We start from the raw sequence: 24,163 nt of genomic DNA, 5'->3' as shown, positions 1-24,163 counted from the left end.
CGTCAGGCGTCCCGGATCACCGTGCCGCGCGGCCCGACCGACAGGTGCAGGGAGACCTGCCCGGGATGGTCGAAGACGTGCCCCACCAGAGGGTCCCGCACCAGGCGGTCCAGGGCGTCGCGGATGCTGCGCACCCCGAGCCGCAGCGCCTCCGGCCGGCGCATCACCTCCTGCACCCGCAGCACGACGGCCTCTTCGTCGACGGTCAGTCGCACGCCCTGGCGGCCGGCGCTGGCGGTGAGCTGCGCCAGCAGCTTGCGGACGATGCGATCGACGAACTCCGGTCGCAGGATGTCGAAGACGGTGATCCCGCCGCCCAGCCGGCCGAGCAGCTCGGGCCGCCCGAGCCCGGTGGTGAAGTGCTCGCGGACGGCGCGTTCGAAGTGCGTGGTGACCGTGTCGTAGTCGGGCAGTTCACCGCCGTCGGGCCAGCCGTACGTCTCGGCGGCCCCCAGGTTCGACGTGAAGATGATGATCGTCTCGGAGAAGTAGGCGGTGTTGCCCAGCGCGTCCGTGAGCCGACCGTCGTCGAGCACCTGGAGGAACTTGTCGAACACCGAGGCGTGCGCCTTCTCGATCTCGTCGAAGAGCAGCACGCTGAACGGGCGCTGGCTCACCCGGTTCGTGAGCTCCCCGCCGCGTTCGTGGCCGACGTACCCGGGTGGCGCTCCGGTCAGCCGCTCCGCGGAGTGCGACTCGGCGAACGTCGACATGTCGAACCGGGCCAGCGCGGTCTCGTCGTCGAAGACGAACTCGCTCAGCGCCCGGGCGAGCTCCGTCTTGCCGACACCGGTGGGCCCGACGAAGAAGAAGATCCCCTTGGGGCGCGACTCGGAGCTGTGCGGGTCGGCCACGAAGTCGATGCCGACGGTGGCCGCCGTCAGCGCCCGGCGGACCCGTTCGACCGCGACGGGCTGGCCGATGACCCGGCCCTCGACCATGGGGGCGAACCGGGTGAGCCGGTCCCGGACCTGCCGCCAGGGGTCCCGCCGGGGGCCGAAGAGGGTGCGTTTCATCAGCGTCCGGGGCTCGTCCAGCGGGACGCGCTGGAGCTTGCTCATCCGCCACAGGCCGTCCAGTTCGGTGATCGCCATGCCCTCGCTGAGGTTGGCCAGCACCCTCAGGTCGTCGGAGGGCCGCCGGGCGTCGGCCGCCTGGTGGAAGTGGCGGGCCTGCTGGTGCAGGTACACGTGCCGCTCGTCGAAGGTCGGCAGCGCCGCCTCGACCACCTGGACGTACGGCCGGTCCCGGTAGAGCCAGGCCGGCAGGGTGCCCAGGTCGTCGGCGACCAGCACGAGCAGGTTACGCACCGGGCCGGTCTGGGCCGCTTCGGTCATCGCCTTGGCCATGGTGCCCAACAGGCGGCGCTCGGCGTCCCCGCCGCGATCGGGCGGCGCGAGCATGAGATCGACCAGGTCGACGATGAACGCCGACGAGGTGGCGCCCTGCCGCAGCACCGTACGGATCGCGGCCAGCGCGTCGTACGGGTTGCTCAACGTCGGCGCCGGGGCGTCCCGCAGGGCTGCGGCGAACCGGTTCCGGACCGCGCCGGCCCGGTCGGTCGACGCTGCCGGCTCGGGCGCGGCGGGGCGCTCGCCGCCTGCGGCGGTCAGCCGCTGGAACTCCCGCTCGTCGTCCGGGCCCGCGAAGCTCAACCCGTCGATCAGGTCGTAGTAGCCGGTCAGCTGGTAGCCGAAGACCGACAGCAGCCCGGTGACCGCGTTGCGCAACGGCTGGAACGACCGGTCCCACCGGACCAGGTCGCGGACGTTGCCGTGGATGATCACGTGCCGGCCCCGGGCGATCTCCGCGGTGACCCGCTCCAGCCAGGCCGCGGCCGGCCGGGCCGTGGGCCGGTCTGTCGAGCCGTCGCTCACTGCCGGCTCCGGTCGTCGTGGCCGGCGCGCTCCCGGGCCTGGCGGGCGGGCGGCCGGGGCTGGCCGGGTTTGCCCTCCCAGTGCAGGCCGTCGGCGGTCACGCCCTGCCGGTCGAGCTCGACGTGGAAGCGTTCGAGCAGTTCCTCGGTCAGGTCGCAACGGGAGGTCCCGCCGTCCGGCGAGGTCTCCACCACCGTGTCGATCCCGTCGCTGCGGTACTCCAGCCGGTCCCCCCGGCCGTCATCGGCGTGCACGGTGAGCTCGATGGCCGACCCGTCGGCGCGCTGGGCGAGGAAGACCACCGTCGCGTCCCGCTCCGCCAGGCTGCCCGGCACCACCCGCAGGCCGGCGGCGGGCAGCGCGGCGCTGGCCGCCTCCACGATGACCGCCATCCGCTCCAGCTGGTCGAGGCGGGCGTCGACGTCGGCCGTCACCGCCTCGACGCGGCGGCGCAGCCCGTCCGCCCGGTGCTCCCAGCGGCTCAGGTTCCCGGCGTCCCGTTCCCCGCGCAGGTCGGCCACCTCTGCGCGCAGCTCGGCCGCCCCGGTCACCGCGACGCCCGCCGCCTCGGCGTCGGTCAGCACGACGGCCAGCCGGCCGGCGAGTTCGTCGGTCTCCGTGGCCAGCCGCAGCAGCTGGCCCTGCCGGTCGCGGACCGTCTCCAGGTGCGCCCCGACGGCCGCGCCGAGCCGCTGGTGGGTCTCGGCGAATCGCCGGGCGTCCCCGGTGCGGTCCTGCGCCTCGGCCCGCAGCGCCGCGACGGACCGGTGCCCGGCCGGGTCGAGGCGTTCGCGGTCGACCAGCTCACCGAGCGGTTCGAGGATGAGGTCCAGGGCGCGGCCGTGCTCCCGGCGGGTCAGCTCCCCCGCCACGGCGGCGGTCAACGCGTCCGCGCGGCGCTCCGCGCGGCGCAGCTCCCCGCCGGCTCGGGCGAGGCCGGCCTCGTCTGCGGGCTGGGGCAGCGCGGCGAGCCGGGCGACCTCCGCGGTCACCTCGGTGCCCTGGGGCAGCGCCCGGGCCGTGTCGGCGAGGTGGCGCAGCCGCGCCGTCAGGGCGTCCCTGCGCGCGGTCGCGGCTGCGATGCCGGCGTCGAGCCGCCGCCGGCGGGCCTCCTCCCGGCGTCGCCGACGTTCCTCCTCGCGCCGCCGGCGGGCGGCCTCCACCTGGGCCTGGCGGGCGGCGTCGAGCGCGACGGTCGTGTACTTCGGGCTTCCGGACATCATCGGCCTCTCTCGTCGGGCAGCGCGGAATCGTCGGGCAGCGCGGAACCGCCGGGCAGCGCGGAATCGCCAGGCGGCGCGGAACCGCCAGGCGGCGCGGAATCGTCCGGCGGTGGCGCAGCGTCACCGGGCGGCGCGAGCACGACTCCCCGGGCCGCCATGGCGGCCTCGAACCCGGCGCGGAAGTCGGCCACCGGCGGAACACCGATCCACTCGACGCCGTCGCCGGTCAGGTGCAGCTCGATCCCCGCCGAGCCGTCCCGGTCCGGCGGCGCGTGCCGGTCGGTGAGGAAGTGCAGCCGCTGGTTCGCGGAGCCGCGCCACCTCAGGTCGGCGTGCCGGGCCGCCACGTAGGGACCGTCCACGAGGATGTCGAGCTGCCCCAGCAGCCGCCGCTGGGCCGAGTCGCCGTGCCGGCGCAGGTGCTCGATCGGGTATCCGCTGAACGACATCACCGACCAGTCGCGGCCGGCCCGGATCCGGTCCACCAGCGCGCCGAGCCCCGCCGCCTGCGCCATCGGCTCGCCACCGGAGAACGTCACACCGGTGATCTCCGGCGGCAGGCCGCCGAGCCAGCCGGCCAGGTCGTCGACGGTGCGGGTGGTCCCGCCGGTGAAGGGGAGGTCCTCGGGCGCGACGCACCCCGCGCACCGCAGCGGGCAGCCCCGGACCCAGACGACCGCGCGCAGACCGGGACCGAGCACGGCGGTACGGTCGGCGACCCGGCTGATCTCGATCGTCGTCGTCATCGTCCACCTCCGGGGAACGGGTCGGATGCTCCGGCCCCGACCATCCGGCACCAGGGGCAGTGCCGGCCCTCGCGCGGGTACACGTGGGTCGCCACGGCGGGGCAGGGCACCAGGCTGTCCCTGGCGTACGCGAGGGCCGCCGCCCAGGACTGCGGGCCGGGGCGGGCGGCGGGCGTGGTGTGCCCGGCGTCGAGGGCATCGCCGAGCCTGCGGCGCAGCACCCCGGGCAGGGCCTCCGGCGGGAGGGCGGCGGCGGGCACCCGGACGTCGGCGCCGAGCAGCCGGCACCGGCGGAGCCGGACGTTGTCGACCTCCTCGACCGGCCCGGCGGCCTCCCGGGGCACGCCACCGAAGGGATGGAAGCCGAGGCAGGCGAGCTGAGCCACCAGCACGGCCAGGGCCCAGTGGTCACTGGCCGGTTCCCGCCGGCGCGACGGCTCGTCCAGGTGCTCGGGCGCCGTGTACTCCGGCCGGGAGAACGGGCACGTCAGGTCCGACCCGGTCACCGGGTCGCGCAGCTGCCAGCCGTCCGCGTCGATGAGGCAGACGCCCCCGGACGCGGAGACGAAGACGTTCGCCGGTGCGAGGTCACCGACCACGTGCCCGCGCTGGTGCACGACGTGGACGACACGTGCCAGCTCCTCCGCCACGGTCAGCCACCAGGACCACGTCGCGCCGGGCAGCATCCGGGCCCGGACGGCCGGGTTGAACAGGGTCGGCAGCGGGGCGAAGCGCGGGTGGGCGAGCCGGGGCGCGGCGTAGCCGAGCAGCCGGCCGTCGTCGCGCCGGTGCACCGCGGCGCTCGGCCAGGCCACCAGCGGCTGCCCGGACCCACCGACCCATCCGGCCGGGTCGGCGAGCATGACCCGCAGCCGGTCGGCCAGGTGCACCCGGTCCGCGCGGTGCAGCACCTTCACCACCGTGTCCGGCCGGTCCCGCAGCCCGAAGACCCGCCCCTGGGAGCCGGCCGACCCGACCGGTGCGCCCAGGCTGGCGGCCGACCGGCGTCCGTCCGGGGCGATCAGCCACACGTCGAGGCTCATCGGGGCACCGCCAGCACGAGGGTGCGGTCGTCGTCGGTGAGCGCGCCGACCCGCCGGCCGCAGAGCAGCCGGGTCAGCGCCGTCGGGTCCGGGTCGGCCGCCTCGACCAGCGCGAAGAGCTGCCCGAAGGCGGCGGCGCCCGGCCGGCTGGGCCGGGTCCCGTCGTACTCGACGAGGAGGCTGTCCAGGCCGTCGGTGCACACGGCGAGCCCGGTCAGGTCGGGCAGCCGCGCGACCAGCCGGCGGGTGTCCGCCTCGGCCCGCGCCGTCGGCAGCAGCGCCGTCGCGCCGGGTGGCCGACCGGCGGCGTCCGGCGGGGCGGCCAGCAGGGCGAGGTCGCCACCGTCGGTGCGGACCACGACCACCCCGTCGCCGACGGCGAGCACGCCGACCCACGGCGGGTGGGCGACCACCACGGTCACCGTCGTGGCGAGGTCCTCGGGGCGGAACCCGCCGGCGGCCCGCGCCAGGGCCCGCGCCGCCCGCCGGAACCGCCGGAAGAGCTGGTCCCGCGCGGCGTCCAGCAGGGCGGACCAGGCGACGGCGGTCCCCGGTGGCCGGTCCCGGACGAGGGCGACGAGCACCTGCGTCGCCAACGCCACGACCAACGACGCGCCGACTGCGGCGCAGCGACGCCCGCCGGCTCCGTCGGCGACGACCAGCAGCAGGACGCCGTCGACCTCCCGCACCGCGTACGCGTCCTGCCCGCTCACCCCGGCGCGGGCGTGCGCCCCGCCCGCGACGCTGCCGGCCAGGACCGACCACCGCGCCGTCACCAGAACTCGTCCCCGTACACCTGGCTGCGCACCTGCTCGAAGTCGACGTGTTCGGACGTGGCCACGAGGATCAGGTCGAGCAGCTTCCTCAGGTCGAGGTCCGCCAGGGGGAAGTAGCCGCTGGGGGTGGCGAGTGCCCGCATCACCTCGTCGTCGACGCCCGGCACACCGAACGCGAACAGCCGCATCCGCCCCGTCGAGCGCCACTGTTCCAGCCGTCGGGCGAGCGGCCGCCAGTCGTCCGTCGGGTTGCCCTCGGCGTCGGTCGGCGCCCCGTCGCTGACCAGGATCAGCCGTGGGCCGCCGGTCTGCTGGGCGTGGACCGTCTGCACGTGCCGCCGCCGTTGCTCCACGAGGGTCAGCGCCAGCTCCACCGCCTCCACCATGGGCGTCGCGCCTCCCGCCACCAGCGGCGCCAACTCCAGCCGCGACGCGGGCACGAAGGCCCCGCCGTCCTCGGCCGACGGCGTGCCGTCGCCGGACACCACGCCCACCCCACCCGCGCCGAAGGTGACGACCACGAACTCGACGTCCCGGAGCGGACCGCGGCCCTCGGCGCGCACTGTCGGCAGCCAGCGGGCCAGCTCCCGGTTGAGCGCGTCGATGGCCACCACCCCGTTGCTCTGGGTGGCGGCCATCGAGCGTGAGGTGTCGATCAGCAGGGCCACGAACCGGCGCCGGTGCGTGTCGGTGACGAAGTCGATCTCGTCCGGCTCGTCCGTGTCGTCCTCGAACAGCGCGAAGGGGTTCACCGGGGGGTCGCCCCCTCGGCCGGGCCGGGCGGCGTCGCCGTGGGTCGCCGGACCACGTTTCGGGCACGGGACCCGCCTGCCCGCGACCGGGTGGGAAAGCTCTCCACGTCCCTACCTGACGGACCGCGCCGCCGTCCCGCCCGCACGTCGTCGCCGCCCGGACGCCCCGTCAGCCGTCCGGGCCGGCGGCGGCCCAGGCCACGCCGTACGCGTACCCCTGTTGCAGGCCCTCGAAGGCCGACCACACCTCGCCGATGGCGTCCGGGCTGAGCCGGTCCCCGCCCGGCGCACGGTCGTCCACGGAACGCGGCGGCACGCCGTCCAGGCGCCAGACCAGCGCGGGGCCGCCGCCGGGCGGGAACCGCAGCCGTACGGTGCAACGGGCGCACGGCGCGAGCGGCTGGAAGACGTAGTGCTCCCGGATCGGCTGACCTGCCGGAACGCGGTAGTGCAGGCACAGCTCGTGCCGCTCCCCGGCTGCCAGGACCCGGGGCAGGGTGAGCACGAGCCGGAAGAACTGCCCGTCGTTGTGCCGGGTCACCTCCCGGATCCGGGCTCCGTAGAGGACGTCGACGGCGACGTCGTGCTCCGGGCGGTCGTCGCCCGGTCGCCGGGGCAGGCTGAACTGCACGGTGATCTCCCCGATCGGCCGGATCGCCACGACGTCCCGCGTCTCGTAGAGCTCGGGTGACGGCGTGTCGAGCCGCAGCAGCGCGTGCATGCCGTGCAGGTGCCAGGACGGGCCCGTGTCGGACGGGGCGTCCGCGACGGCGGCGCGCACCAGCCGGGCCACCGCCTCGTCGATCCGGCGGCGTGCCGTGCGCTGCTGGCACGACAGCTCGCGCGCGAGCTGGTCCGTCCGCCGGTCCAGCCGCAGGTAGGAGTGCTCGGGATCGAGCGCGTACGCCAGCACGAGGGCCCGACGCAGATCGGTGGGCAGGTCGGCGGAGAGGGCCAGCAGGGTGGCCCGCACCTTCGCGCGTACCACCGGGTCCGGCTCCGCCGGCGAGATGCCACACAGGTCGGCCAGTCGCGGCCCCAGGCGACGGAGCAGGGGGCTGCTCTGCAGACCGGGCCCCCGACGCAGCTCCAGCAGTTCCTGCCGGAGCCCGTCCTCGTACGAGGGGCGGGGTTCGCTCCCGGGGCGCAGGGCCGTCTCCTCTCTGCGGATGGTCCGTCAGGACGGTGGGGAGGCTACCGGTTCGCAACCGGCGGCGCGGCCCGTCCGGCTCCGGCTGTCCACTTCACGACCATTATCTGACCAGCACATTGGCAATCGTCTGGCCAGTGCCGATCGGCGAGTGGCACGAGTATTGGGCGCATCACGTCGTATTCCAGCGAGCAGATCGTGGTGCCACCCGGCGGGTGCCACAGGCGTTCCGCCGCACCGGCACCCACCCGGACCGGAAGCGTCGTCCATGGGCCGCGAACCGCCTCTTCACCGGCCGGGGACAACTTCCGGCGCGCGCATCCGACACATTGTAATCGATCACCGACGAACCCCTTTCCGTCTGCAAATTGCAGATGGCAACCCCCGTAGCTCGGCACCTGTTCCGGGAGGAGCGTCATGACGTACGCGAATGACACGGCCTCGCTGCCGTCCCCGCGCGCCGCCACCGACAACGCGGCGGTGGTGGGCAGGACAACTCGCGCGCCGCTGCCGTCCCGCCCCCGGTCCGAGGTGAGGGAACTGCGCGACCTGGCCCGCCGGGGGGACCTGGCGGCCCGCGCGGCGTCCGCGCCGCCCGCGGCCCGCGCCCGGCTCGTCAGCGCCGCGTACGACATCGTCTGGCCGATCGTCTTCCACCGGGTGACCCGGCCGGTCGAACGCCGGCGGGGCCACTGGGCCTGCGCGAGCGCGGTCCAGATGCTCGCCGACGACTGCCTCGACCGCCACCACGACGACGTGGAGGCCGTCGTCACCGACCTGATCGCCAACGCCAGGGTGCCGATCATCGACGTGGAGCGCTGGGTGGCCGCCCGGCTCACCGCCGCCACCGTCGACGGTCACCGCCGCCGGCGCGGCCGGCGGGGTGCGCTGCAACGCCCCCGGGTGCCGGGCTGGCTCGCCGCCGAACTCGGCGAGGACCCCTGGCTGACCGACCTCGCCGTGCAGATCCTCACCTGGGTCGGCGTGGCCACCACCGCCGGCACCCAACTCTGGCCGTTGGACAGCTGGGCGCAGCGGCGGGAGTCGGTGACCGGCGACCTGACGGGCAGCGACGGCCCGACGGTGTCCCGGGAGGTCGACCAGGTGCTGGCCGCCATGCGGCGGCGACCGCGCTGGTACGCCGACTACGTGGAACGGCCGCTCGGCAGCAAGCGCCCCCCGGTCCTCGCCGCAGCGGGCGACGGGGTGGCGGACCCCCGCCCGCTGCTGCCCGTCGGCCCGCAGGAGCGCGCCGAGGCCCAACTCGCCGACCTCGCGTCCGCCGCCGTGGCGGCGATCAGCCGAGGGCTGCGGTCCGGAGCGGACCCGGTCGCCACGGTGGTAGGGGTCCTCGGCACAGTTTTCGGCCCGGACACGGGCACCGGGAGCGAGGAGATCGACCGGACGCCCGACGGCGCACCGCGCCCCGACGAGTGGGTCTCAGCCCTGCTCGACGACGCCGACGCCGTCCGGCGCGTCGTCGACGAGGTGCTGCGCGTCATCGGTGAGGCCCCCCAGTAGCCAGAGCGTCCAGGCCCGGTCGGTCACCAGGGCCGCGAGGGCCGGCGGGGGAGCCCCCGACGCCCGCGCGGCGTGCCACGCCCCGGCGAGTTCCCGCTCCAGGAGCCGCCGGAGGCTGTCCCGCTGCCGGGGCGAGAGCTCCCCCGGCGCCCGGGCAGGTTCGGGGCCTGCCGGATCGTCGGGGCTCACCGCCTCACCGCCCGCCGGCCGTGACCCCGGCCCGGCAGCCGCCCGCCGGCCGTCGCGCCCCGGTCCGCCCGCTCGACCGGGCGGTCGGACGGTCCTCGCCATCTCTCCTCCGATCCGTGCCACCCGGCCTGCGTCACCCGCCCTCATCTGACGGACGGCCGGCCCACGGGCGCAGCCAGCCGGCCCGCCGGTCATCGGGGGCGTCCCGGGACCGGCGGGCTGATGTGCGACAGCTGTCAGCGGCAGGACCGCCCTAGGTGTGATTCCACGTCCCCTCCCCTCGACGTGCCGGACTGTCCGATGCGGGTATTGCATCCCCGCCAGGCGAGCGGTATTCCGGGAAAGGACGGGATCACTCTTTCGCCAGGCCTCAGGAGGACATCGCATGTCTGCCGCACCGCCGGACGACGACGCAGCCTGGTCCGTTGGGTCGTTCATGGACCAACTCGCCCCCACCACGCGCCGGGAACTGCTGGCCCTCGGCGTCACCCGCACGGTGTCCGCCGGCCGACGCCTGCTGACCGAGGGGGCGCGGGACACCCACGTCGAGGTGATCCGGCGCGGCTTCGTCAAGGTCACCGCGGCCGTGGACGGGACGGAGCGGCTGCTGGCGATCCGCCTGCCCGGCGACCTCGTCGGCGAGTTGGCGGCCATGACCGGTCATGGCCGCACCGCGACCGCGACCGCGTGCGGCGACGTGGTGTCCACCGTCATCAGACAGGCGGACTTCCTCGCCTACCTGGGCGGCCACCCCACGGTGGCCGCCCAGGTCACGGCCACCGTGGGCGAGCGGCTCCGGTGGGCGAACACCCGCCGGGTGGACTTCGCCGCCTACCCGGTGCACGTCAGGCTCGCCCGGGTGCTCGCCGACATCGCGGCGCACTGCGGCCGGGCCGACGACGACGAACTCGTCATCGGGGTCGAGCTGAGCCACACCGAACTCGCGACCCTGGTCGGAGCGGCGACGGACACGACCCAGCGGGCGTTGCGGACCCTGCGGGCAGATGGACTGATCCGCACCGGGTACCGCCGGATCGCGGTCCTCGACCTGACGGGCCTCCGCGCGCTCGCCGCCCCCCGATGAGCAGGCCGCTGCCGGAGACCTCGCCGTCCACCGATCACCGACGCCGGATCAAACGATCTTCACAACGCCTGGTCAGCGGGGGTGACCGCTGACGTCGCGGTCTTGAGGCGTTCACCGAACGCTCGGCAGGCGGCGGTGAACTGTTCGCCCTCGTCGATCCGGAAGTCCGCGTCGAGGAAGGCGAGGTTCAGCACCAGCCACTGCCACGAGTCCAGGTTGAGGAGGACCTCGGTCTGCTGGTCGTCCACGGGACGGATCTCGGCATCCTGGTGTCTCAGGGCGTCGACGACGCGGGTGGCCGGGGCCTTCACCAGGAGCCTGACCGGTTGCCCGCCCCGGTCGAGTCCCTGTCGCAGGTATGCCAGGGCCGACTCGGCAGGCAGCGGCCGTGGCACGTGGTGGGTGCCGGTTCGTACCGGGTCGGTGACGCGGTCCAGGCGGAACACGCGCCAGTCCGCACGCCCGGTGTCCCAGCCCAACAGGTACCAGCGCAGCAGGTGATGGACCTGCCGGTACGGCTCCACGCGTCGATCCGTTCGCTCGCCCCGGGCGTCGGCGTAGCTGAACGAGATCGTCTCGTGCTGCGCGATGGCCTCGGCGATGAGGCTGAGCTGGCGGGTGGACACGCTCGGAGCCGGTCGGGCACCCGTCTCCAGACTGGCGCGGACGGAGGCCACGCGGGGACGCAGTCGAGCGGGGAGGAACTGGTCCAGCTTTCCGTAGGCGCGGGTCGCGGCGTCGTCGAGTCCCCCGTTCCCGGCTGCCCCGGTGGCCGCGAGCGAGGCGAGCCCGAGCAGGGTCGCGACCGCCTCGTCGTCGTCGAGGACGAGCGGGGGCATCGTGCGACCGGCCGTGAGCTGGTAGTAGCCGCCCGGCCCCGGGTGGGTCTCGACGGGGTAGCCGTACCTTCGTAGCCGGTCGACGTCGCGGCGCAGGGTGCGGGGGCTGACGCTCAGCCGCCGGGCCAGTTCGTCGCCGCTGAACGACCGGCCGGTCTGCAGGATCGACAACAGGGCCAGTGCGCGTTCCGTGACGTCCGCCATCACCCCATTCTCCCTGCGGTTGCGGCCAAGATGTGACCACATCTGCTCGTAGCGTCGTGGTCATGAAGCAGCGAAACGTCAGCATTCGCGGGGCCCGCACGAACAACCTGCGCGACGTGGATCTCGACATCCCCCGCAACCAGTTGGTCGTCCTCGTCGGCGTATCCGGCTCGGGGAAGTCCTCGCTGGTGTTCGACACGATCGCGGCGGAGGCGGGGTACCAGCTCAACGAGACCTTCCCGCCCTTCGCCAGGAACCGGCTGCCGAAGTGGACCCGCCCGGACGTGGAGCACATCCAGGGCCTGACTCCGGTGATCGTCATCGACCAGCGCCGGATCGGCGGCAACACCCGCTCGACCGTCGGCACGATCACCGACGCCTGGACCTACCTGCGGCTCCTGTTCTCCCGCCTCGGTCAGCCCCACGTGGGCGAGTCGAACCGCTTCTCCTTCAACGATCCGGCCGGCATGTGTCCGACCTGCTCCGGGCTCGGCGAGGTGGTCGTCAGCGCGGTCGAGCGCTTCCTGGACCTGGACATGTCCCTCGCGCAGGGTGCGATCCGGCTACCCGGGTTCGGCAAAGGCAACTACTGGTACGCCCAGTACGCCGACATCGGCGTCTTCGACGCCGACACCCCGCTGCGGCAATGGTCCCCCTTGGAACGGGAAGCGCTGCTGCGCGGCGGGCAGGCGGCGGCCGGGCTGGGCCGCAAGCCCCCCAGGGGGTACGAGGGGATCGTCGAGCGGTTCGAGCGGATCTACCTGCACACCTCGGACAACCTGTCAGAACGCAAGCAGGGCGTCATCCGCCAGTTCACCCGGGCGCGGACCTGCCCCGAGTGCGCCGGCGACCGACTCAACGAGGCCGCGCGAACGGCCACCGTGCTCGACCACACCATCGGCGAGATGTCCCGCCTGGAGATCAACGAACTCGTGCGCCTCGTCCAGACGATCACGTCCGTCCGCGTCGCGCCCGTGGTGGCGGCCCTGACCGCCCGGCTGGAGGCGATGAGCACGATCGGGCTCGGCTACCTCACGCTCTCCCGGGCGACGACCACCCTCTCCGGGGGAGAGTCGCAACGGATCAAGACGGTCAAGCACCTCGGCTCCAGCCTCACCGAGATGACCTACGTCGTCGACGAACCGACCGTGGGACTGCACCCCACCGACGTGGAATCCGTCATCAAGCTTATGAAGCGGCTCCGTGACAGCGGGAACAACGTCCTCGTCGTCGAGCACGACCCCGCCGTGATGGCCCACGCGGACCAGGTCATCGAGGTCGGCCCCGGCGCTGGTGCCGCCGGCGGGCAGCTCGTGTTCCAGGGCACCTTCGCCCGGCTCCGCGAGGCCGACACACCGACCGGGCGAGCCCTGGCCCAGCACCGGCCGGCGAAGCCCACCCCACGTTCCGCCACGGGGAGCCTCACCGTCGCCGACGCCAGCCGCAACAACCTGCGGAACGTCACCGTGCGAATCCCGACCGGCGTGATGACGGTCCTCACCGGCGTCGCCGGCTCCGGCAAGTCCAGCCTCGCCGACGAGCTGGCGGCCCAGCACCAGGCGACGGTGATCGATCAGAAACCGGTCAGCACCAACCGCCGATCCACCCCGATCACCTACACCGGCATCGCCCCCGCGATCCGCAAGCTGTTCGCCCGGCACAACCACGTGCCGGCCGGCCTGTTCAGCGCCAACTCCGACGGCGCCTGCCCCGACTGCGCCGGGCTCGGCGTCATCCACACCGACCTCGCGTTCATGGACGGCCAGGAGATCGTCTGCGAGACCTGCCACGGCCGCCGCTTCAGCCCGAAGGTCCTCGCCCACACCGTGAACGGGCTGTCGATCGCCGACGTCGACGACCTCACCGTCGACCAGGCCATGGCGCGACTGCCCGACCCGGGCATCTCCCACGCCCTACGTCAGCTCGGTGCCGTCGGCCTGGGTTACCTGCGCCTGGGACAGTCCTTGAGCACCCTCTCCGGTGGGGAGTGCCAGCGGGCGAAGATCGCCAAGGAACTCCGCCAGACCGAGCAGCCCACCACGTACGTGCTCGACGAGCCCACCACCGGGCTGCACCTGAACGACATCGACACGCTGCTGCACGTCCTCGACGGCCTGGTCGATCAGGGTCACACGGTCGTCGTCATCGAGCACAACCTCGATGTCATCCGCCAGGCCGACTGGCTGATCGACCTCGGCCCCGGGCCCGGCAGGCACGGCGGAACCATCCTGTTCGAGGGCCACGCCGCCGACTACACGGGCCGGGCCACCCCTACGTGTCAGGCCCTCACCCACGGCGCACCGGCGGCGGCTGCCCGCCCGCGCTGAGCCGCACACCGCGATCCCCGCGTCCGTACCGCCGGCACCACCGCCGCGGCCAAGCCACGCAGCACATCACTGCGGGGCCCTCCTCACCCGGTCACTCCCGCCAGCCGGCCAGCTCGACCCCCTTGGCGAGTTCGACCCGGAAGCCCATGGTGATCTCGCCGCTCTCCCCCGGCGCGAGCCGCAGCCGCCAGGTCAGCTCGCCCAGCTCGGTGCGCTCGGCCGGCGGCGGGACGAGGGTGGGTTCCCGCACGACCACCGCCTCGTCGCGGGACACCGGCAGTTGGTCGCGCACCTCCACGCTCGCCGGCCGGGGCGTGTGGTTGGCCACGCTGATCCGGTACTCCACGTCCCGCCGCCGGGTCGAGCCGAGCGTGGCCCGGGTGTCGGCCCGCCGGCCCAGCTTCCGCTCCACCCGCACCCGGTCGTCCACCCCGAGCGCCAGTTCGGTCTCCTCACCGGGCGCCCACACCGGCAGCCGGGTGGCCGCGACGAAGTCGGCGCCGTGGAAGACCGCCGCCGCGCCGGGGAGCAGCGTGTGTGCCGAGGTGTTGCGTACCGTCGCGCGCAGGTGCGCCTCGGCCGCGCGGACCGGCACGGTCACGTGGTCCAGCCGGGCCGGCAGGTCCAGCACGGCGATGGTGGCCCGGTGCGCGCTGCCGTCCGCCGGCACGGCGACCGGGCGGGCCGGCCGGTAGGTGGCCGCGGTGACCCCCTGCTCGACCGCGGCGACGCTCTCCCGCACGCTGGGGCGCGGTGCGCCGGACCGGGCCGCACCGCCCGTGATGGCCGGCGCCGCGCCGGGCGGCGAGGGTGCCGGCCGCGCGTCGAAGCTGGCCGCTGGCTTGGGCATGGGCGGCGGCACCGGCCGGACCCGGTCGAGATACCAGGGCGACAGCTCGGGTACGCCGGCCGCCGCCGCCGGGCGGGCGGTCGAGAGCTGGAGTACGCACTCCGGCCAGTCCTCGCCGGTGTTCTGGCTGACCAGGCCGAACCAGGTGACGTTCATGGTGTCGTCGACCAGCCGCAGGTCGTAGGAGGGCTGCCAGTAGGCCCCGTCGACCAGGTAGGTCAGCTCCAGGTCCAGCTCGGCGTCGTCGGCGTCCACCGACACGGTCACCTCGGCGGCCAGCCGGTCCGGCTCGCGCTTGCCGTTCGCGGCGTCCAGCTGCCGCTCGACAGCGGCCAGTTCCTCGGTCAGCTCGGTGCGCCGCCGGGCCAGCCCGCGCCGGCGGGTCTGGGAGTCGGCGAGCTGGCCGGCCATCGAGTCGGCGAAGGTGGCCACGTCGGTCGGGCCGGCGTCGCCGGAGGCCAGCGCCCGCGCGTACGTGCCGCCGGCCCGCTCGGCCAGCCGGGCGAGGAACTGCCCCCGCTGCTCCTCGATCTCGTCCGTGTCGTTGGCCTCGGCCAGCTCGTCGGCAAGCTCCCGGCTCCGCTGCTCCAGTTCGCGGACCTGTCCGTCGGTGCTGCGCGCCTGCCGCCACGTCGTCACGTCCACACCGAGCACGGTGGCCGCGCCCCGGCCGCCGACCCGTAGCGAGTCCCGCCGCAGGCCCAGCGGCAACGGCGCGATGCGTACCCGGTGCTCACCGGCGGCCAACCGGGTGCTGCCCCGGCGGGTGACCCGGGCCCGGTCCGGATAGACGGTGACGCCGACGATGGGTGCTTCGATCTCCGTTGCCTTCACGGCGGCGAGGGTAGTCGGACCGTGCTCGTAACCCCAGCCCCTCGTCGCGGGGCGCGAGGCCCTGCCCCGCCGGCGGCCGACGTGATGGCCGGCACTTCCCACCCGACTCTCCCCTTACGGAAGGGTAGCCTCCGCCGAGGTCGCCGAGGTACGGCGAGCAGCCCGACCGTTCCGTAGCCGCCCGCCCCGACCACGGGGACGGTGGTTCGCGCCCTCGCTGAGCGCGCCTGAGTGGAAATGACCGCATGTCTTCTGCGTTTTCTCCGGTCACCCGGCCGCGTCTGTCCCGTCCGTCCTGGCTGTCACCGAAGGTGTTCCGCACCGAGGTCCTCGCCGGCCTGGTCGTCGCACTCGCGCTGATCCCCGAGGCGATCTCCTTCTCGATCCTGGCCGGGGTCGACCCCCGCGTCGGCCTGTTCACCTCGTTCACCATGGCTGTGGTCATCGCGATCTGCGGCGGACGTCCAGCGATGATCTCCGCCGCCACGGGCGCTGTCGCCCTCGTCGTCGCCCCACTGGTGAAGGAGCACGGCCTGGACCACCTGATCGCGGCGGTGATCCTCGGTGGGGTGATCCAGGTCCTTCTCGCGGTGCTGGGCGTGGCGAAGCTGATGCGGTTCATCCCGCGCAGCGTCATGGTCGGCTTCGTCAACGCCCTGGCCATTCTCATCTTCGCCGCGCAGATCCCGCACCTGATCGGCGTGCCGTGGCTGGTCTATCCGCTCGTCGCGGTCGCGTTGGCGATCATGGTGGGGCTGCCCCGGCTCACCCGCGCGATTCCCGCACCGCTGGTCGCGATCGTCGTGCTGACCGTCGTCACGGTGGTCGCCGGCGTGGCCGTGCCGACTGTCGGCGACGAAGGCGCTCTGCCGGACAGCCTGCCCACCCTCGGCGTGCCGCAGGTTCCCTGGACCCTCGGCACTCTCGGCCTGATCGCCCCTTACGCGTTGGGGATAGCGCTGGTCGGGCTGATGGAATCACTGATGACCGCCAAGCTCGTCGACGACCTCACCGACACCCACTCCAACAAGACCCGCGAGTCCTGGGGCCAGGGCGTCGCCAACATCGTCACTGGTTTCTTCGGCGGCATGGGCGGCTGCGCGATGATCGGCCAGACGATGATCAACGTGAAGGCGTCCGGTGCCCGTACCCGATTGTCGACCTTCCTGGCCGGCGTGTTCCTGCTCGTCCTGGTCGTCGCGCTCGGTGACGTGGTCGCGGTCATCCCGATGGCCGCCCTGGTCGCCGTGATGGTCATCGTTGCGGTGTCGACGTTCGACTGGCACTCCGTCACGCCGGGGACGCTCAGGCGGATGCCGTACGGCGAGACCGTCGTCATGCTGGCCACCGTCGCGACCACCCTGGCCACCCGCAACCTCGCCGTCGGTGTTGTCGTCGGCGTGCTCACCGCCATGGTGATCTTCGCCCGCCGGGTCGCCCATCTGGTCGAGGTCACCAGCGTCCTCGACCCGGACGGCACGACCCGGGTCTACTCCGTGCGTGGTGAGCTGTTCTTCGCCTCCAGCAACGACCTCGTCGGTCAGTTCGACTTCGCGAACGACCCCGACCGCGTGGTCATCGACATGACCCACGCCCACGTCTGGGACGCCTCCTCCGTCGCCGCCCTGGATGCGATCAGCACCAGGTACGCCGCCCGGGGCAAGACCGTCGAGATCATCGAGCTGAACAAGCCCAGCGCCCGAATCCACGACACCCTCGCCGGTCAGCTCGGCGTCGGCCACTGATGGCCGCCACCAGCCGCAGCACCGGGCCGGAGCACGCCTCCGGCCCGGTGCCCGGCCCAGTCTCCGGCCGGTTGATGCAGATCGGGGAGGCCGCCGACCGGGTCGGGCTGAGCATCCGCACCATCCGCCACTACGAGGAAGTCGGCCTGATCGTCCCCTCCGCGCGCAGCGAGGGCGGCTTCCGCCTCTACACCGAACCCGACCTCGACCGGCTCGCCGTGGTCAGACGGATGAAACCCCTCGGCTTCACCCTCGACGAGATGCGCGACCTCCTCGACGTCCTCGACGCCCTCGACGCCCGCCACGCCGCCACCGGCACCGGCACCGACCGTCACGAACTGCTCGACCGGCTCGGCATGTTCCACACCGCCGCCGTCGCCCGCGTCAGCGCACTACGCGACCAGCTCGACATGGCCGAAGGCTTCGCCGGCACGCTCCGCGACAAACTCGACCACCACGGCGACCCAACCGTTTGATCTCCCGTCTGGGAACAGGCGGCCGGCTGTCCGGGATCTCGACCGGATGGATGCGGCGCCGCCACTCGGCGTCGGCCATGGCTGTCGGTGGGGTCCGTTAGCCTCCGCCTGCCATCGATCGTGGAAGGGGCAGACATGGGCGCCTCCGGCTGGAGCTACTTCGTCACCTATCAGCCCGACCTACAGGGCGCCCTAGACGACCTGCGGGCGCGGGTGTTCGCGGACGGGGACTACTGGTGGGCCCGTGGTGAGATTGGCACTGCGGCGAGCGACTACCGCGACCGCCCGCAGACGCTCGACGAGCTCTACGGCGACGAGTGGGTCCAGGAATCCGGCACGCACTCCATCCTGGACATGATCCGGGTGGTCACCGAGAGCGAGAAGCCGGACTACGGCACGGTGCAGCCGGTGACCACCCGCGAGGCCCGGCGCTGCGCGGGAACCGAGGTGTTGACCCGCGAGCACGTGGAGGCCATAGTCGGGTTGGCCGAACAAAGCTGGTTCGGCCGGTGCGCGGTCCTGCACGACGCCACCGGCCGACCCGACGAGATCTACTTCTGGGGCCGGTCCGGCGACTAAATATCATCTTTCGCAGCCTCCTCGCTTGTCCGCCGTGGTCGTCATCCCGGCCTTCCTCGTGCAGCAGCCGGTTCAGCGCCGACAGTTGGGCGTGTATGGCGGTTGCGGTCAGTTCGCGTCCCACTCGGTGGCGAGTAGCCCGAGAATGACCTCATCAGCGAAGTCCCCATTCACCCATGCTGCCCGGCGCAGGGTGCCTTCGGGCACGAACCCTGCCTGGGTGGCTGCTCGTATCATCGCGGCATTGTCGGCCAGCGTCTCGATCTGCAACCGATGCAGACCGCGCACCACGAGGCCGTAGTGGCACAGCACCCGGATGACGTCGGTGCCCAGCCCACGGCTGCGGAAGGCCGGCCGCAGCGAGATTCCGATGTGAGCCATTCTGTTATGCAGGTCGATGCCCCACAACAACGCCTCGCCCGCCAGTTCGTCATCGGCGAGCTGAACCACCGAGAAGCACGCGGCATCGTCGGTGGGGTCGGAAACCGTGTATGGCGACGCGGCGGAGCCGGGTGCGATCGGACGCCATGGACGGGGGTCGGCCTTTGACCGGATCGCGACGTCGTCGTAGAGCTCAGATTGCAGGACGGGAACGTCGGTTTCGTGTCGGGCCCGCAGCCCGATCTTGTCGCCACGTAGCATGCCGTGTTCCTACCCGACGCGACCTATCGTGATCAACCTGGTTGTTCGCCGGACACGGTCGGATCGGGTGTCGTCCGAGGTCATCCGCCCTGCTGTGGGTCGTCCCGGTCGGGTGCGGTCGGCTCGGTTGCTGTACTCCACAGCTGCACTTCCTTGGCCGCGCGCAGGACGTCACGGGCGGCGGCGGCCACCGGGCAGTTTGCCGTCCGGCAGATCGGGCAGCGGCCGTCGGGTCCGGGTTGATGGTCGCGGAGGACCCAGCGGGCGGTGAGGATCAGCCGGTTGCGGATCTGGGCCAGGGACAGGAACGGCGCGGTCATCCTCAGCCCACCCCGAGGGTCGCGGCGAGATGGATAAGCGTCGTCGGGGCGCGCGGGTCCCGGGTTACCTGGGCGAGCACGTCCCGTCCGGCCGGCCGGTGGCGAATCTCGGCCGGCGCAACGCGGTCGGCCTCCATCAGTGCCCGGCCGGCGCTGATCGGATCGCCGGTCTGGAGGTAGGCGCGGGCGGCGTCGACCAGGTGCGCGGCGCGGTACTCGGCGGATAGCCACCGCCAGCCGTCCCGGGTGGTCGCCTTCTCGTGCCAGGCCACGGCGTCGCCTCCGTCGCCCAACTCCACCGCTGCGGTGACCCGGGCCAACTCCACGGCCGTCGGCCCGAACCCGGTGTGGTGGTGGTCGTGCCCGTCGCCGACCCGGGCGGCCAGGGCGGCGGCCTCGCCGAGCAGCTCGGCAACCGCCGCGTCGTCACCCTGACGGGCGGCGGCCAACGCCGCCTGGAGGAGCAGCGTCCCGCACAGGGACAACTCCGGAGGCAGCCCGACCTCGATCACCGGCGGGGCGATCCGGTAGGCGGCGGCCAGCATCGCCGACTTCGCCACCCGCACCTGCCCCGACGCGCGCAGCACCTCACCGAGCTGCACCGCTGCGGCGGCCACCAACACCCGGTCACCCGTGGCAGCGATCATCGCCCGATCGACAGCAAGCCACGCCAGGTCCGGGGCACCCAGCTTGACCAACAGCGACGCGGTAATCCGGTACGCCCCCACCAGCGGCACCCGACCCGCCACCGGGTCAGCGGCGTGAGCGCGCTCCACGTCGGCCAGCAACTCCGGCAGCAGGTCGACCACGCGGGGATATTGGGCGTGCTGAAAGGTCGTCCAGGCGTGCGCGACCTGGCGGGCCATCTCGTCGATTGGCCGCACCGGCCGGCTGCCTGCCGGTCGGCCGAGGGGAATCTCGTACCGGGACAGCGCCGCCCGCATCCGCTCGACCTCTGCGCTCCGCTCGATCACCTCGGCGGGCTGGACATCCCGACCGAGCAGCACCGCCGTGTCGATACGCAGGACCGTGGCGACCTCCTGGAGGGTCGACACCTTGTCCAGAGAGCGGACACCGCGCTCGACCTTGTCCACCCAGCTCTTCGACTTGCCCAAACGGTCGGCGAACACCTGCTGAGACAGCTTCCGCCGCCCCCGCCAGTACGCCACCCGCCGCCCCACCGGCTCACTGCCGCCCACGACGCCACCGCCGCCCCGGCACCGCCGGATTCGTCTTCTCGCCGGGCCATCGCCATCACCCTGCATCCCCACCTCCGTCAGCAGAAGCGCGGCGGCAAGCTCGACCGCCGCATGCTGTCCACACTGACGCTGAGATGTCACCGCCCGCGACGACACAAGACACGACAACTCGGTCACATTGCCGGCGACATTTCGGCGACATACCGCTATGGTGACGTTCATGACGGTCCCGAACACCGCCCTACGCGCAGTCCGTACCGGGATGCGCATGAGCCAGGACGACTTCGCTCGCGCGCTGCAGGCCGCCGGCCACCGCGTCGGCGAACCCAACGACGCCAACAAGAGGCTCGTCCAGCGATGGGAGTCCGGCGCGATCACCGCGCCGCGACCCGTCTACGCCCGCGCGCTGGAGGTCGCCACCGGCCTACCCATCTCACTGCTCGGCTTCGCCGCAGTGCCCGAAGGGCAGATCGCCGATGACCAGCACGGTGGACACGACCTGACATCTCCCATGTCCAGCCTGGCCACACCGACGCCCACGTCCAGGCCAGCCACGGCCCACCGGTCGTACGAGGGCGTATGGCTCAGCCGCTACCAGTTTTACTCCAGCGGCCGGGGAGACTCCTTCGCCGGGCAGCACTTCCTGGTCATGCTTCAACACGGCGACCGGCTGACCGCGCGCAGCCTGCCCGGCTCGGCGGCATCATCTCTGTCACTCGACCTGACCGTGGACGGTGCCGTTGTCACTGGCACCTGGGTGGAACAGACCGACTCGGCCGGCTACTACCGAGGCGCCCGCTATCACGGCGCGATCCAACTCCTGGCCGAGCCCACGGGCCGACGGATGGCCGGAAAGTGGATCGGGTTCGGCAAGGACATGGACGTCAACACTGGCCCGTGGGAGCTGATTTTCCGGGATGCCTCGACCTCCAAAGCGACGCTCGATCGGTACAACACGTCGACGACGTAGCGCGCGGGCTTTTCCTGCCCTGCTCCGCAGGAGTTCCGATTCCTCCACTACCCGAAGGCAGCAGCGACTCATGGGCGACTCATGATCTTCGGCTGAGAAGATCAGAGGCCGATCGGAACCTTCTCCGATCGGCCTCTGACCTTGCTATATAGAGGTGGGCAATGCTGGTATCGAACCAGCGACCTCTTCGGTGTGAACTCTCGGCGAGGCGGTCGGATTGGGTGTCGTCCGAGGTCATCCGGCGTGCTGGGGTCGCTCGGGGTCGGGTTCGGTGGGTGGGGTTGCTGTACTTCGCTGCTGTACCGCCCGTCGACGAGGAACCGCCCGAAGTGGGCCCGCATCCGTAGCCAGTGCTGGCGGTCGTCGCAGGGGTGGGGTCGGCCGCACCGGCACAGGCTCAGGGCCGACTCGGAGTGCTTGGTCAGCAGGATGTCCGCGTAGGCCACCTGCGCCTTGGCGTACTACCGAAATGCTGCCGAGGTGTAGAGGGCTCCCACCGGTCACCGCCTCGCCCTGGGAGTGTGGCGGCGGTGCCAGAGGGCTTCGGCGACGGCGGCGTCCACGGGGCCGAAAAGCCCCCCCCCACGACGCTGACCCCTACAACTCCCCCCGAGCCCTCCGCGCCACCAGCTCCAGCACGGCAATCACCGTGCCGGCACCGACAATCTCACCCCGGGACACCAGCCCGTACGCCTCGTCGAGCGGAATCCAGGCCACCTGCTCAGCCTCGTTCACGTCCACGGGCGTGCCGACGTGCTCGGCCTGCCGGGCCAGGAACAGCAGATTCTCGGCGTCCGCAGTGCCGACCCATGGTTGGAAGGACAGCAACGGCTCGACCCCCTGGGGCCGCCAGCCGGTCTCCTCCTCGACCTCCCGCACCGCGCACTGCGCCGGCTGCTCGTCGCCGTCGACGTAGCCGCCGGGCAGCTCCCACACCCACCGGTCGAACACGAACCGGTGCCGCCGCATCAACAGCAGGCGCTCCCGATCGTCGAGTACGGCGACCATGGCCGATCGGGGAGCCCGGATCACGTACTGCTCGAAGCGAACCCCGTCCGGCAACTCCACCTCGGCGATGCTCAGCCGCGCTCGGCGGGAGTCGTCCACCACCCGCTCGCCGTGAACGGTCCACCGGGTCAACTCCGTCGCCTGCTTCTCCACCACCCCGCCAGTATCCGCGCCGAACCTCACCACGCGCCGGAGGCGACGCCTCTTGGGAGCACTGTTCGGGCTGTCGCCCAGACGAACACCCAACACCGACCCCCGTCGGGGGGATGCGGTCTGAAGCTGTCGGCCGCTGTCGACTGGTGCTGCTTCGCGTTGCTGAGCAGGTGCCGAACGCCGTCGGTTCAGGTTCATGGTCGACCTGTGTCGACGCTCGCGCTGCCTTCCTGCTGCTTCGTTGCCTGCCACCTCGCTTGCAAAGTTCTGGGCGCTCCGTCCGGGCACGTCCGCGTACGTCTCTGACGTCGGGCGTTGATCCGCCGCCGGCTGGCTTCGGCTCGCGCTGTTCGGCCTTGTTGCTGTCACCGTTGCTGTCGACAACAACAGGGCTGACTGCTTCGGTGGAACGCGACTGCGGCGCATCTCCTGCTGCCATCGGTTGCCATCCCGTACCTGTCAGCTCAGCTACGGCCCCTGTCATCGGTCGATGAGCAGCTTGGAAGACACCGAGCTGCTGTGTGGCGAGTCCCCACCGTCATGGTCTCCCGTGGATTGCGAGGTTACCCTGGCGAGCGTTAAGCGTTGATCGCCATCTAGCATCACCTCGTGGTTCCCACTAGCACGAACTCAGCTGGCGGGCTGCCGCCTCGGCGTCTCCCGCTGGGAGTCAACATCGCAAGCGCATTGTTGATTCTTCAGGCGTCGTTGCTAATATTCGCGGCGATTTCCGCCGCATATTCTCAAGGAGAGATCAACGCTGCTGTAAACGATGCAGCGACTCGTTCCAGCGCCCCGATGGACAGCGGTTCGGTCGCACTCAAGGCGTCCTACTTCCATTTCCAAGTGCGGCTTACCCTGTGGTATGCACTTCTCTTCGCGCCTGCATTGGCTGGCGTCGCGTTGTGGGTCAGGACGGGTCAACAGAGTGCTCGAGTAGCCACCCTCACGACGAGCCTGCTAAGCGTGCTTTGCTGTTGCGGGGCCGGGGGATGGCTATGGCTATCTGACGAACCAACAGGGATTGATGAAGCGTTGCCGGCCGCATTCGGTCGAATATATCCAGCATGGGTTGAAATGGGTCAGCTCGGGCTGGCAGCGTCCTCCGTGCCCGCATTTATCGCAGCCGCACTGGTCTTTAATGCGCGTGCCGCTGCCTGGACCTCGCCAGAATCGAACCAGTGACTTCTCCGGTGTGAAGAAGTGATTGGCGGGCGATGAACTGGACGGGTCGTGGCGTTGGGCTGTCCACACAGTTGCTCTACTTCGCTGCTGCACCGACAGCAGAAAGGCCACCTCCCGTTTTGGGTCTGTAGAGCTTAGCGAGGCAGGCCCCCCGTTTCCGGGAAGTGGCCTTTGACCTGCGTGGGCGATGCTGGTATCGAACCAGCGACCTCTTCGGTGTGAACTCTCGGCGAGGCGGTCGGATTGGGTGTCGTCCGAGGTCATCCGGTCTGCTGGGGGTCGTCCCGGTCGGGTGTGGTCGGCTCGGTTGCTGTACTCCGCTGCTGTACTTCCTCGGCGGCGTCGAGGACGTTGCGGGCGGCGGTGGCCACCGGGCAGTCTGCTGTCCGGCAGATCGGGCAGTGGCCGTCGGGTCGGGGTTGGTGGTCGCGGAGGACCCAGCGGGCGGTGAGGATCAGTCGGTTGCGGATC

The 24,163-nt window shown here is 72.2% G+C and carries 23 protein-coding genes; 8 read left to right on the top strand and 15 right to left on the bottom strand.

Annotation, left to right across the window (positions count from 1 at the left end; translation table 11 throughout):
- Positions 1–2: 2 nt before the first annotated feature.
- The 7 genes from GVV04_RS34890 to GVV04_RS28825 form a co-directional block, all read right to left on the bottom strand.
- Positions 3–1,877 (bottom strand): AAA family ATPase, encoded by a 1,875-nt coding sequence (locus tag GVV04_RS34890; protein ID WP_161692170.1) that lies wholly within the window; start codon positions 1,875–1,877, stop codon positions 3–5.
- Complete coding sequence (locus GVV04_RS28850; protein ID WP_161692169.1) at positions 1,874–3,100, bottom strand: hypothetical protein; 1,227 nt, start codon at positions 3,098–3,100, stop codon at positions 1,874–1,876. The genes GVV04_RS34890 and GVV04_RS28850 overlap by 4 nt, the downstream gene beginning before the upstream one ends.
- Positions 3,097–3,846 (bottom strand): 4Fe-4S single cluster domain-containing protein, encoded by a 750-nt coding sequence (locus GVV04_RS28845; RefSeq protein WP_161692168.1) that lies wholly within the window; start codon positions 3,844–3,846, stop codon positions 3,097–3,099. Before GVV04_RS28845 ends, GVV04_RS28850 begins: the two co-directional genes overlap by 4 nt.
- Entirely contained in the window at positions 3,843–4,889 is a 1,047-nt protein-coding gene (locus GVV04_RS28840) for a hypothetical protein (protein ID WP_161692167.1), read from the bottom strand. The genes GVV04_RS28845 and GVV04_RS28840 overlap by 4 nt, the downstream gene beginning before the upstream one ends.
- On the bottom strand, positions 4,886–5,665 hold the full coding sequence (locus GVV04_RS28835) for a protein phosphatase 2C domain-containing protein (RefSeq protein WP_161692166.1): 780 nt from the start codon (positions 5,663–5,665) through the stop codon (positions 4,886–4,888). The genes GVV04_RS28840 and GVV04_RS28835 overlap by 4 nt, the downstream gene beginning before the upstream one ends.
- On the bottom strand, positions 5,662–6,417 hold the full coding sequence (locus GVV04_RS28830) for a vWA domain-containing protein (protein WP_161692165.1): 756 nt from the start codon (positions 6,415–6,417) through the stop codon (positions 5,662–5,664). The genes GVV04_RS28835 and GVV04_RS28830 overlap by 4 nt, the downstream gene beginning before the upstream one ends.
- Positions 6,418–6,586: 169 nt before the next feature.
- A complete protein-coding gene (locus GVV04_RS28825; RefSeq protein ID WP_161692164.1) occupies positions 6,587–7,405 on the bottom strand; it encodes a hypothetical protein in 819 nt (272 codons plus the stop codon).
- Positions 7,406–7,984: 579 nt separating this feature from the next.
- Here GVV04_RS28825 and GVV04_RS28820 point away from each other — a divergent pair.
- On the top strand, positions 7,985–9,088 hold the full coding sequence (locus tag GVV04_RS28820; RefSeq protein ID WP_201754339.1) for a hypothetical protein: 1,104 nt from the start codon (positions 7,985–7,987) through the stop codon (positions 9,086–9,088).
- On the opposite strand, the gene GVV04_RS28815 is transcribed toward GVV04_RS28820, so the two are convergent.
- Positions 9,008–9,277, bottom strand: a complete 270-nt coding sequence (locus GVV04_RS28815) for a hypothetical protein (protein ID WP_161692163.1) — start codon at positions 9,275–9,277, stop codon at positions 9,008–9,010. The two genes, GVV04_RS28820 and GVV04_RS28815, sit on opposite strands and share 81 nt — an antisense overlap.
- Before the next feature lie 385 nt (positions 9,278–9,662).
- On the opposite strand from GVV04_RS28815, the gene GVV04_RS28810 reads away from it, so the two are divergent.
- Positions 9,663–10,361 carry a Crp/Fnr family transcriptional regulator gene (locus GVV04_RS28810; protein WP_161692162.1) on the top strand — a complete coding sequence of 233 codons (699 nt, stop codon included), beginning with the start codon at positions 9,663–9,665 and terminating at the stop codon, positions 10,359–10,361.
- Positions 10,362–10,420: 59 nt separating this feature from the next.
- Here the strand turns inward: GVV04_RS28810 and GVV04_RS28805 are convergent, their stop codons facing one another.
- Positions 10,421–11,404 carry a helix-turn-helix transcriptional regulator gene (locus tag GVV04_RS28805; protein ID WP_161692161.1) on the bottom strand — a complete coding sequence of 328 codons (984 nt, stop codon included), beginning with the start codon at positions 11,402–11,404 and terminating at the stop codon, positions 10,421–10,423.
- A gap of 62 nt (positions 11,405–11,466) precedes the next feature.
- On the opposite strand from GVV04_RS28805, the gene GVV04_RS28800 reads away from it, so the two are divergent.
- On the top strand, positions 11,467–13,731 hold the full coding sequence (locus GVV04_RS28800) for an ATP-binding cassette domain-containing protein (protein ID WP_161692160.1): 2,265 nt from the start codon (positions 11,467–11,469) through the stop codon (positions 13,729–13,731).
- Positions 13,732–13,822: 91 nt separating this feature from the next.
- Here GVV04_RS28800 and GVV04_RS28795 read toward each other — a convergent pair whose 3' ends face one another.
- Entirely contained in the window at positions 13,823–15,415 is a 1,593-nt protein-coding gene (locus GVV04_RS28795; RefSeq protein WP_161692159.1) for a mucoidy inhibitor MuiA family protein, read from the bottom strand.
- Positions 15,416–15,660: 245 nt separating this feature from the next.
- Between GVV04_RS28795 and GVV04_RS28790 the strand changes: the two genes are divergently transcribed.
- From GVV04_RS28790 to GVV04_RS28780, 3 genes are all read left to right on the top strand, one after another.
- A complete protein-coding gene (locus tag GVV04_RS28790) occupies positions 15,661–17,160 on the top strand; it encodes a SulP family inorganic anion transporter (protein WP_161692158.1) in 1,500 nt (499 codons plus the stop codon).
- Positions 17,160–17,636, top strand: coding sequence for a MerR family transcriptional regulator (locus tag GVV04_RS28785; RefSeq protein WP_161692157.1), 477 nt, complete (start codon positions 17,160–17,162; stop codon positions 17,634–17,636). Before GVV04_RS28790 ends, GVV04_RS28785 begins: the two co-directional genes overlap by 1 nt.
- Positions 17,637–17,771: 135 nt before the next feature.
- A complete protein-coding gene (locus GVV04_RS28780; RefSeq protein ID WP_161692156.1) occupies positions 17,772–18,215 on the top strand; it encodes a hypothetical protein in 444 nt (147 codons plus the stop codon).
- A gap of 108 nt (positions 18,216–18,323) precedes the next feature.
- On the opposite strand, the gene GVV04_RS28775 is transcribed toward GVV04_RS28780, so the two are convergent.
- The 3 genes from GVV04_RS28775 to GVV04_RS28765 all read right to left on the bottom strand — a co-directional run bounded on the left by GVV04_RS28775 (position 18,324) and on the right by GVV04_RS28765 (position 20,376).
- A complete protein-coding gene (locus GVV04_RS28775; protein ID WP_161692155.1) occupies positions 18,324–18,857 on the bottom strand; it encodes a GNAT family N-acetyltransferase in 534 nt (177 codons plus the stop codon).
- Positions 18,858–18,937: 80 nt separating this feature from the next.
- On the bottom strand, positions 18,938–19,177 hold the full coding sequence (locus tag GVV04_RS28770; protein WP_161692154.1) for a hypothetical protein: 240 nt from the start codon (positions 19,175–19,177) through the stop codon (positions 18,938–18,940).
- Positions 19,178–19,179: 2 nt separating this feature from the next.
- Positions 19,180–20,376, bottom strand: coding sequence for a helix-turn-helix domain-containing protein (locus GVV04_RS28765; RefSeq protein WP_328822632.1), 1,197 nt, complete (start codon positions 20,374–20,376; stop codon positions 19,180–19,182).
- A gap of 208 nt (positions 20,377–20,584) precedes the next feature.
- On the opposite strand from GVV04_RS28765, the gene GVV04_RS28760 reads away from it, so the two are divergent.
- Complete coding sequence (locus GVV04_RS28760) at positions 20,585–21,346, top strand: helix-turn-helix domain-containing protein (protein ID WP_161692152.1); 762 nt, start codon at positions 20,585–20,587, stop codon at positions 21,344–21,346.
- Between the two features lie 597 nt (positions 21,347–21,943).
- On the opposite strand, the gene GVV04_RS28750 is transcribed toward GVV04_RS28760, so the two are convergent.
- A complete protein-coding gene (locus tag GVV04_RS28750) occupies positions 21,944–22,510 on the bottom strand; it encodes an NUDIX hydrolase (RefSeq protein ID WP_161692241.1) in 567 nt (188 codons plus the stop codon).
- A 684-nt stretch (positions 22,511–23,194) separates the two neighbouring features.
- Between GVV04_RS28750 and GVV04_RS28745 the strand changes: the two genes are divergently transcribed.
- On the top strand, positions 23,195–23,692 hold the full coding sequence (locus GVV04_RS28745) for a hypothetical protein (RefSeq protein WP_161692151.1): 498 nt from the start codon (positions 23,195–23,197) through the stop codon (positions 23,690–23,692).
- Positions 23,693–23,952: 260 nt separating this feature from the next.
- Here GVV04_RS28745 and GVV04_RS28740 read toward each other — a convergent pair whose 3' ends face one another.
- Positions 23,953–24,162 carry a hypothetical protein gene (locus tag GVV04_RS28740; RefSeq protein ID WP_407938854.1) on the bottom strand — a complete coding sequence of 70 codons (210 nt, stop codon included), beginning with the start codon at positions 24,160–24,162 and terminating at the stop codon, positions 23,953–23,955.
- Between the last annotated feature and the right edge of the window lies 1 nt (position 24,163).

Source organism: Micromonospora rubida (assembly GCF_009908295.1).
Lineage (GTDB): Bacteria > Actinomycetota > Actinomycetes > Mycobacteriales > Micromonosporaceae > Micromonospora > Micromonospora rubida.
Note: the sequence above shows the minus strand (reverse complement) of the source record. Positions and strands in the feature narration are given on the sequence as shown.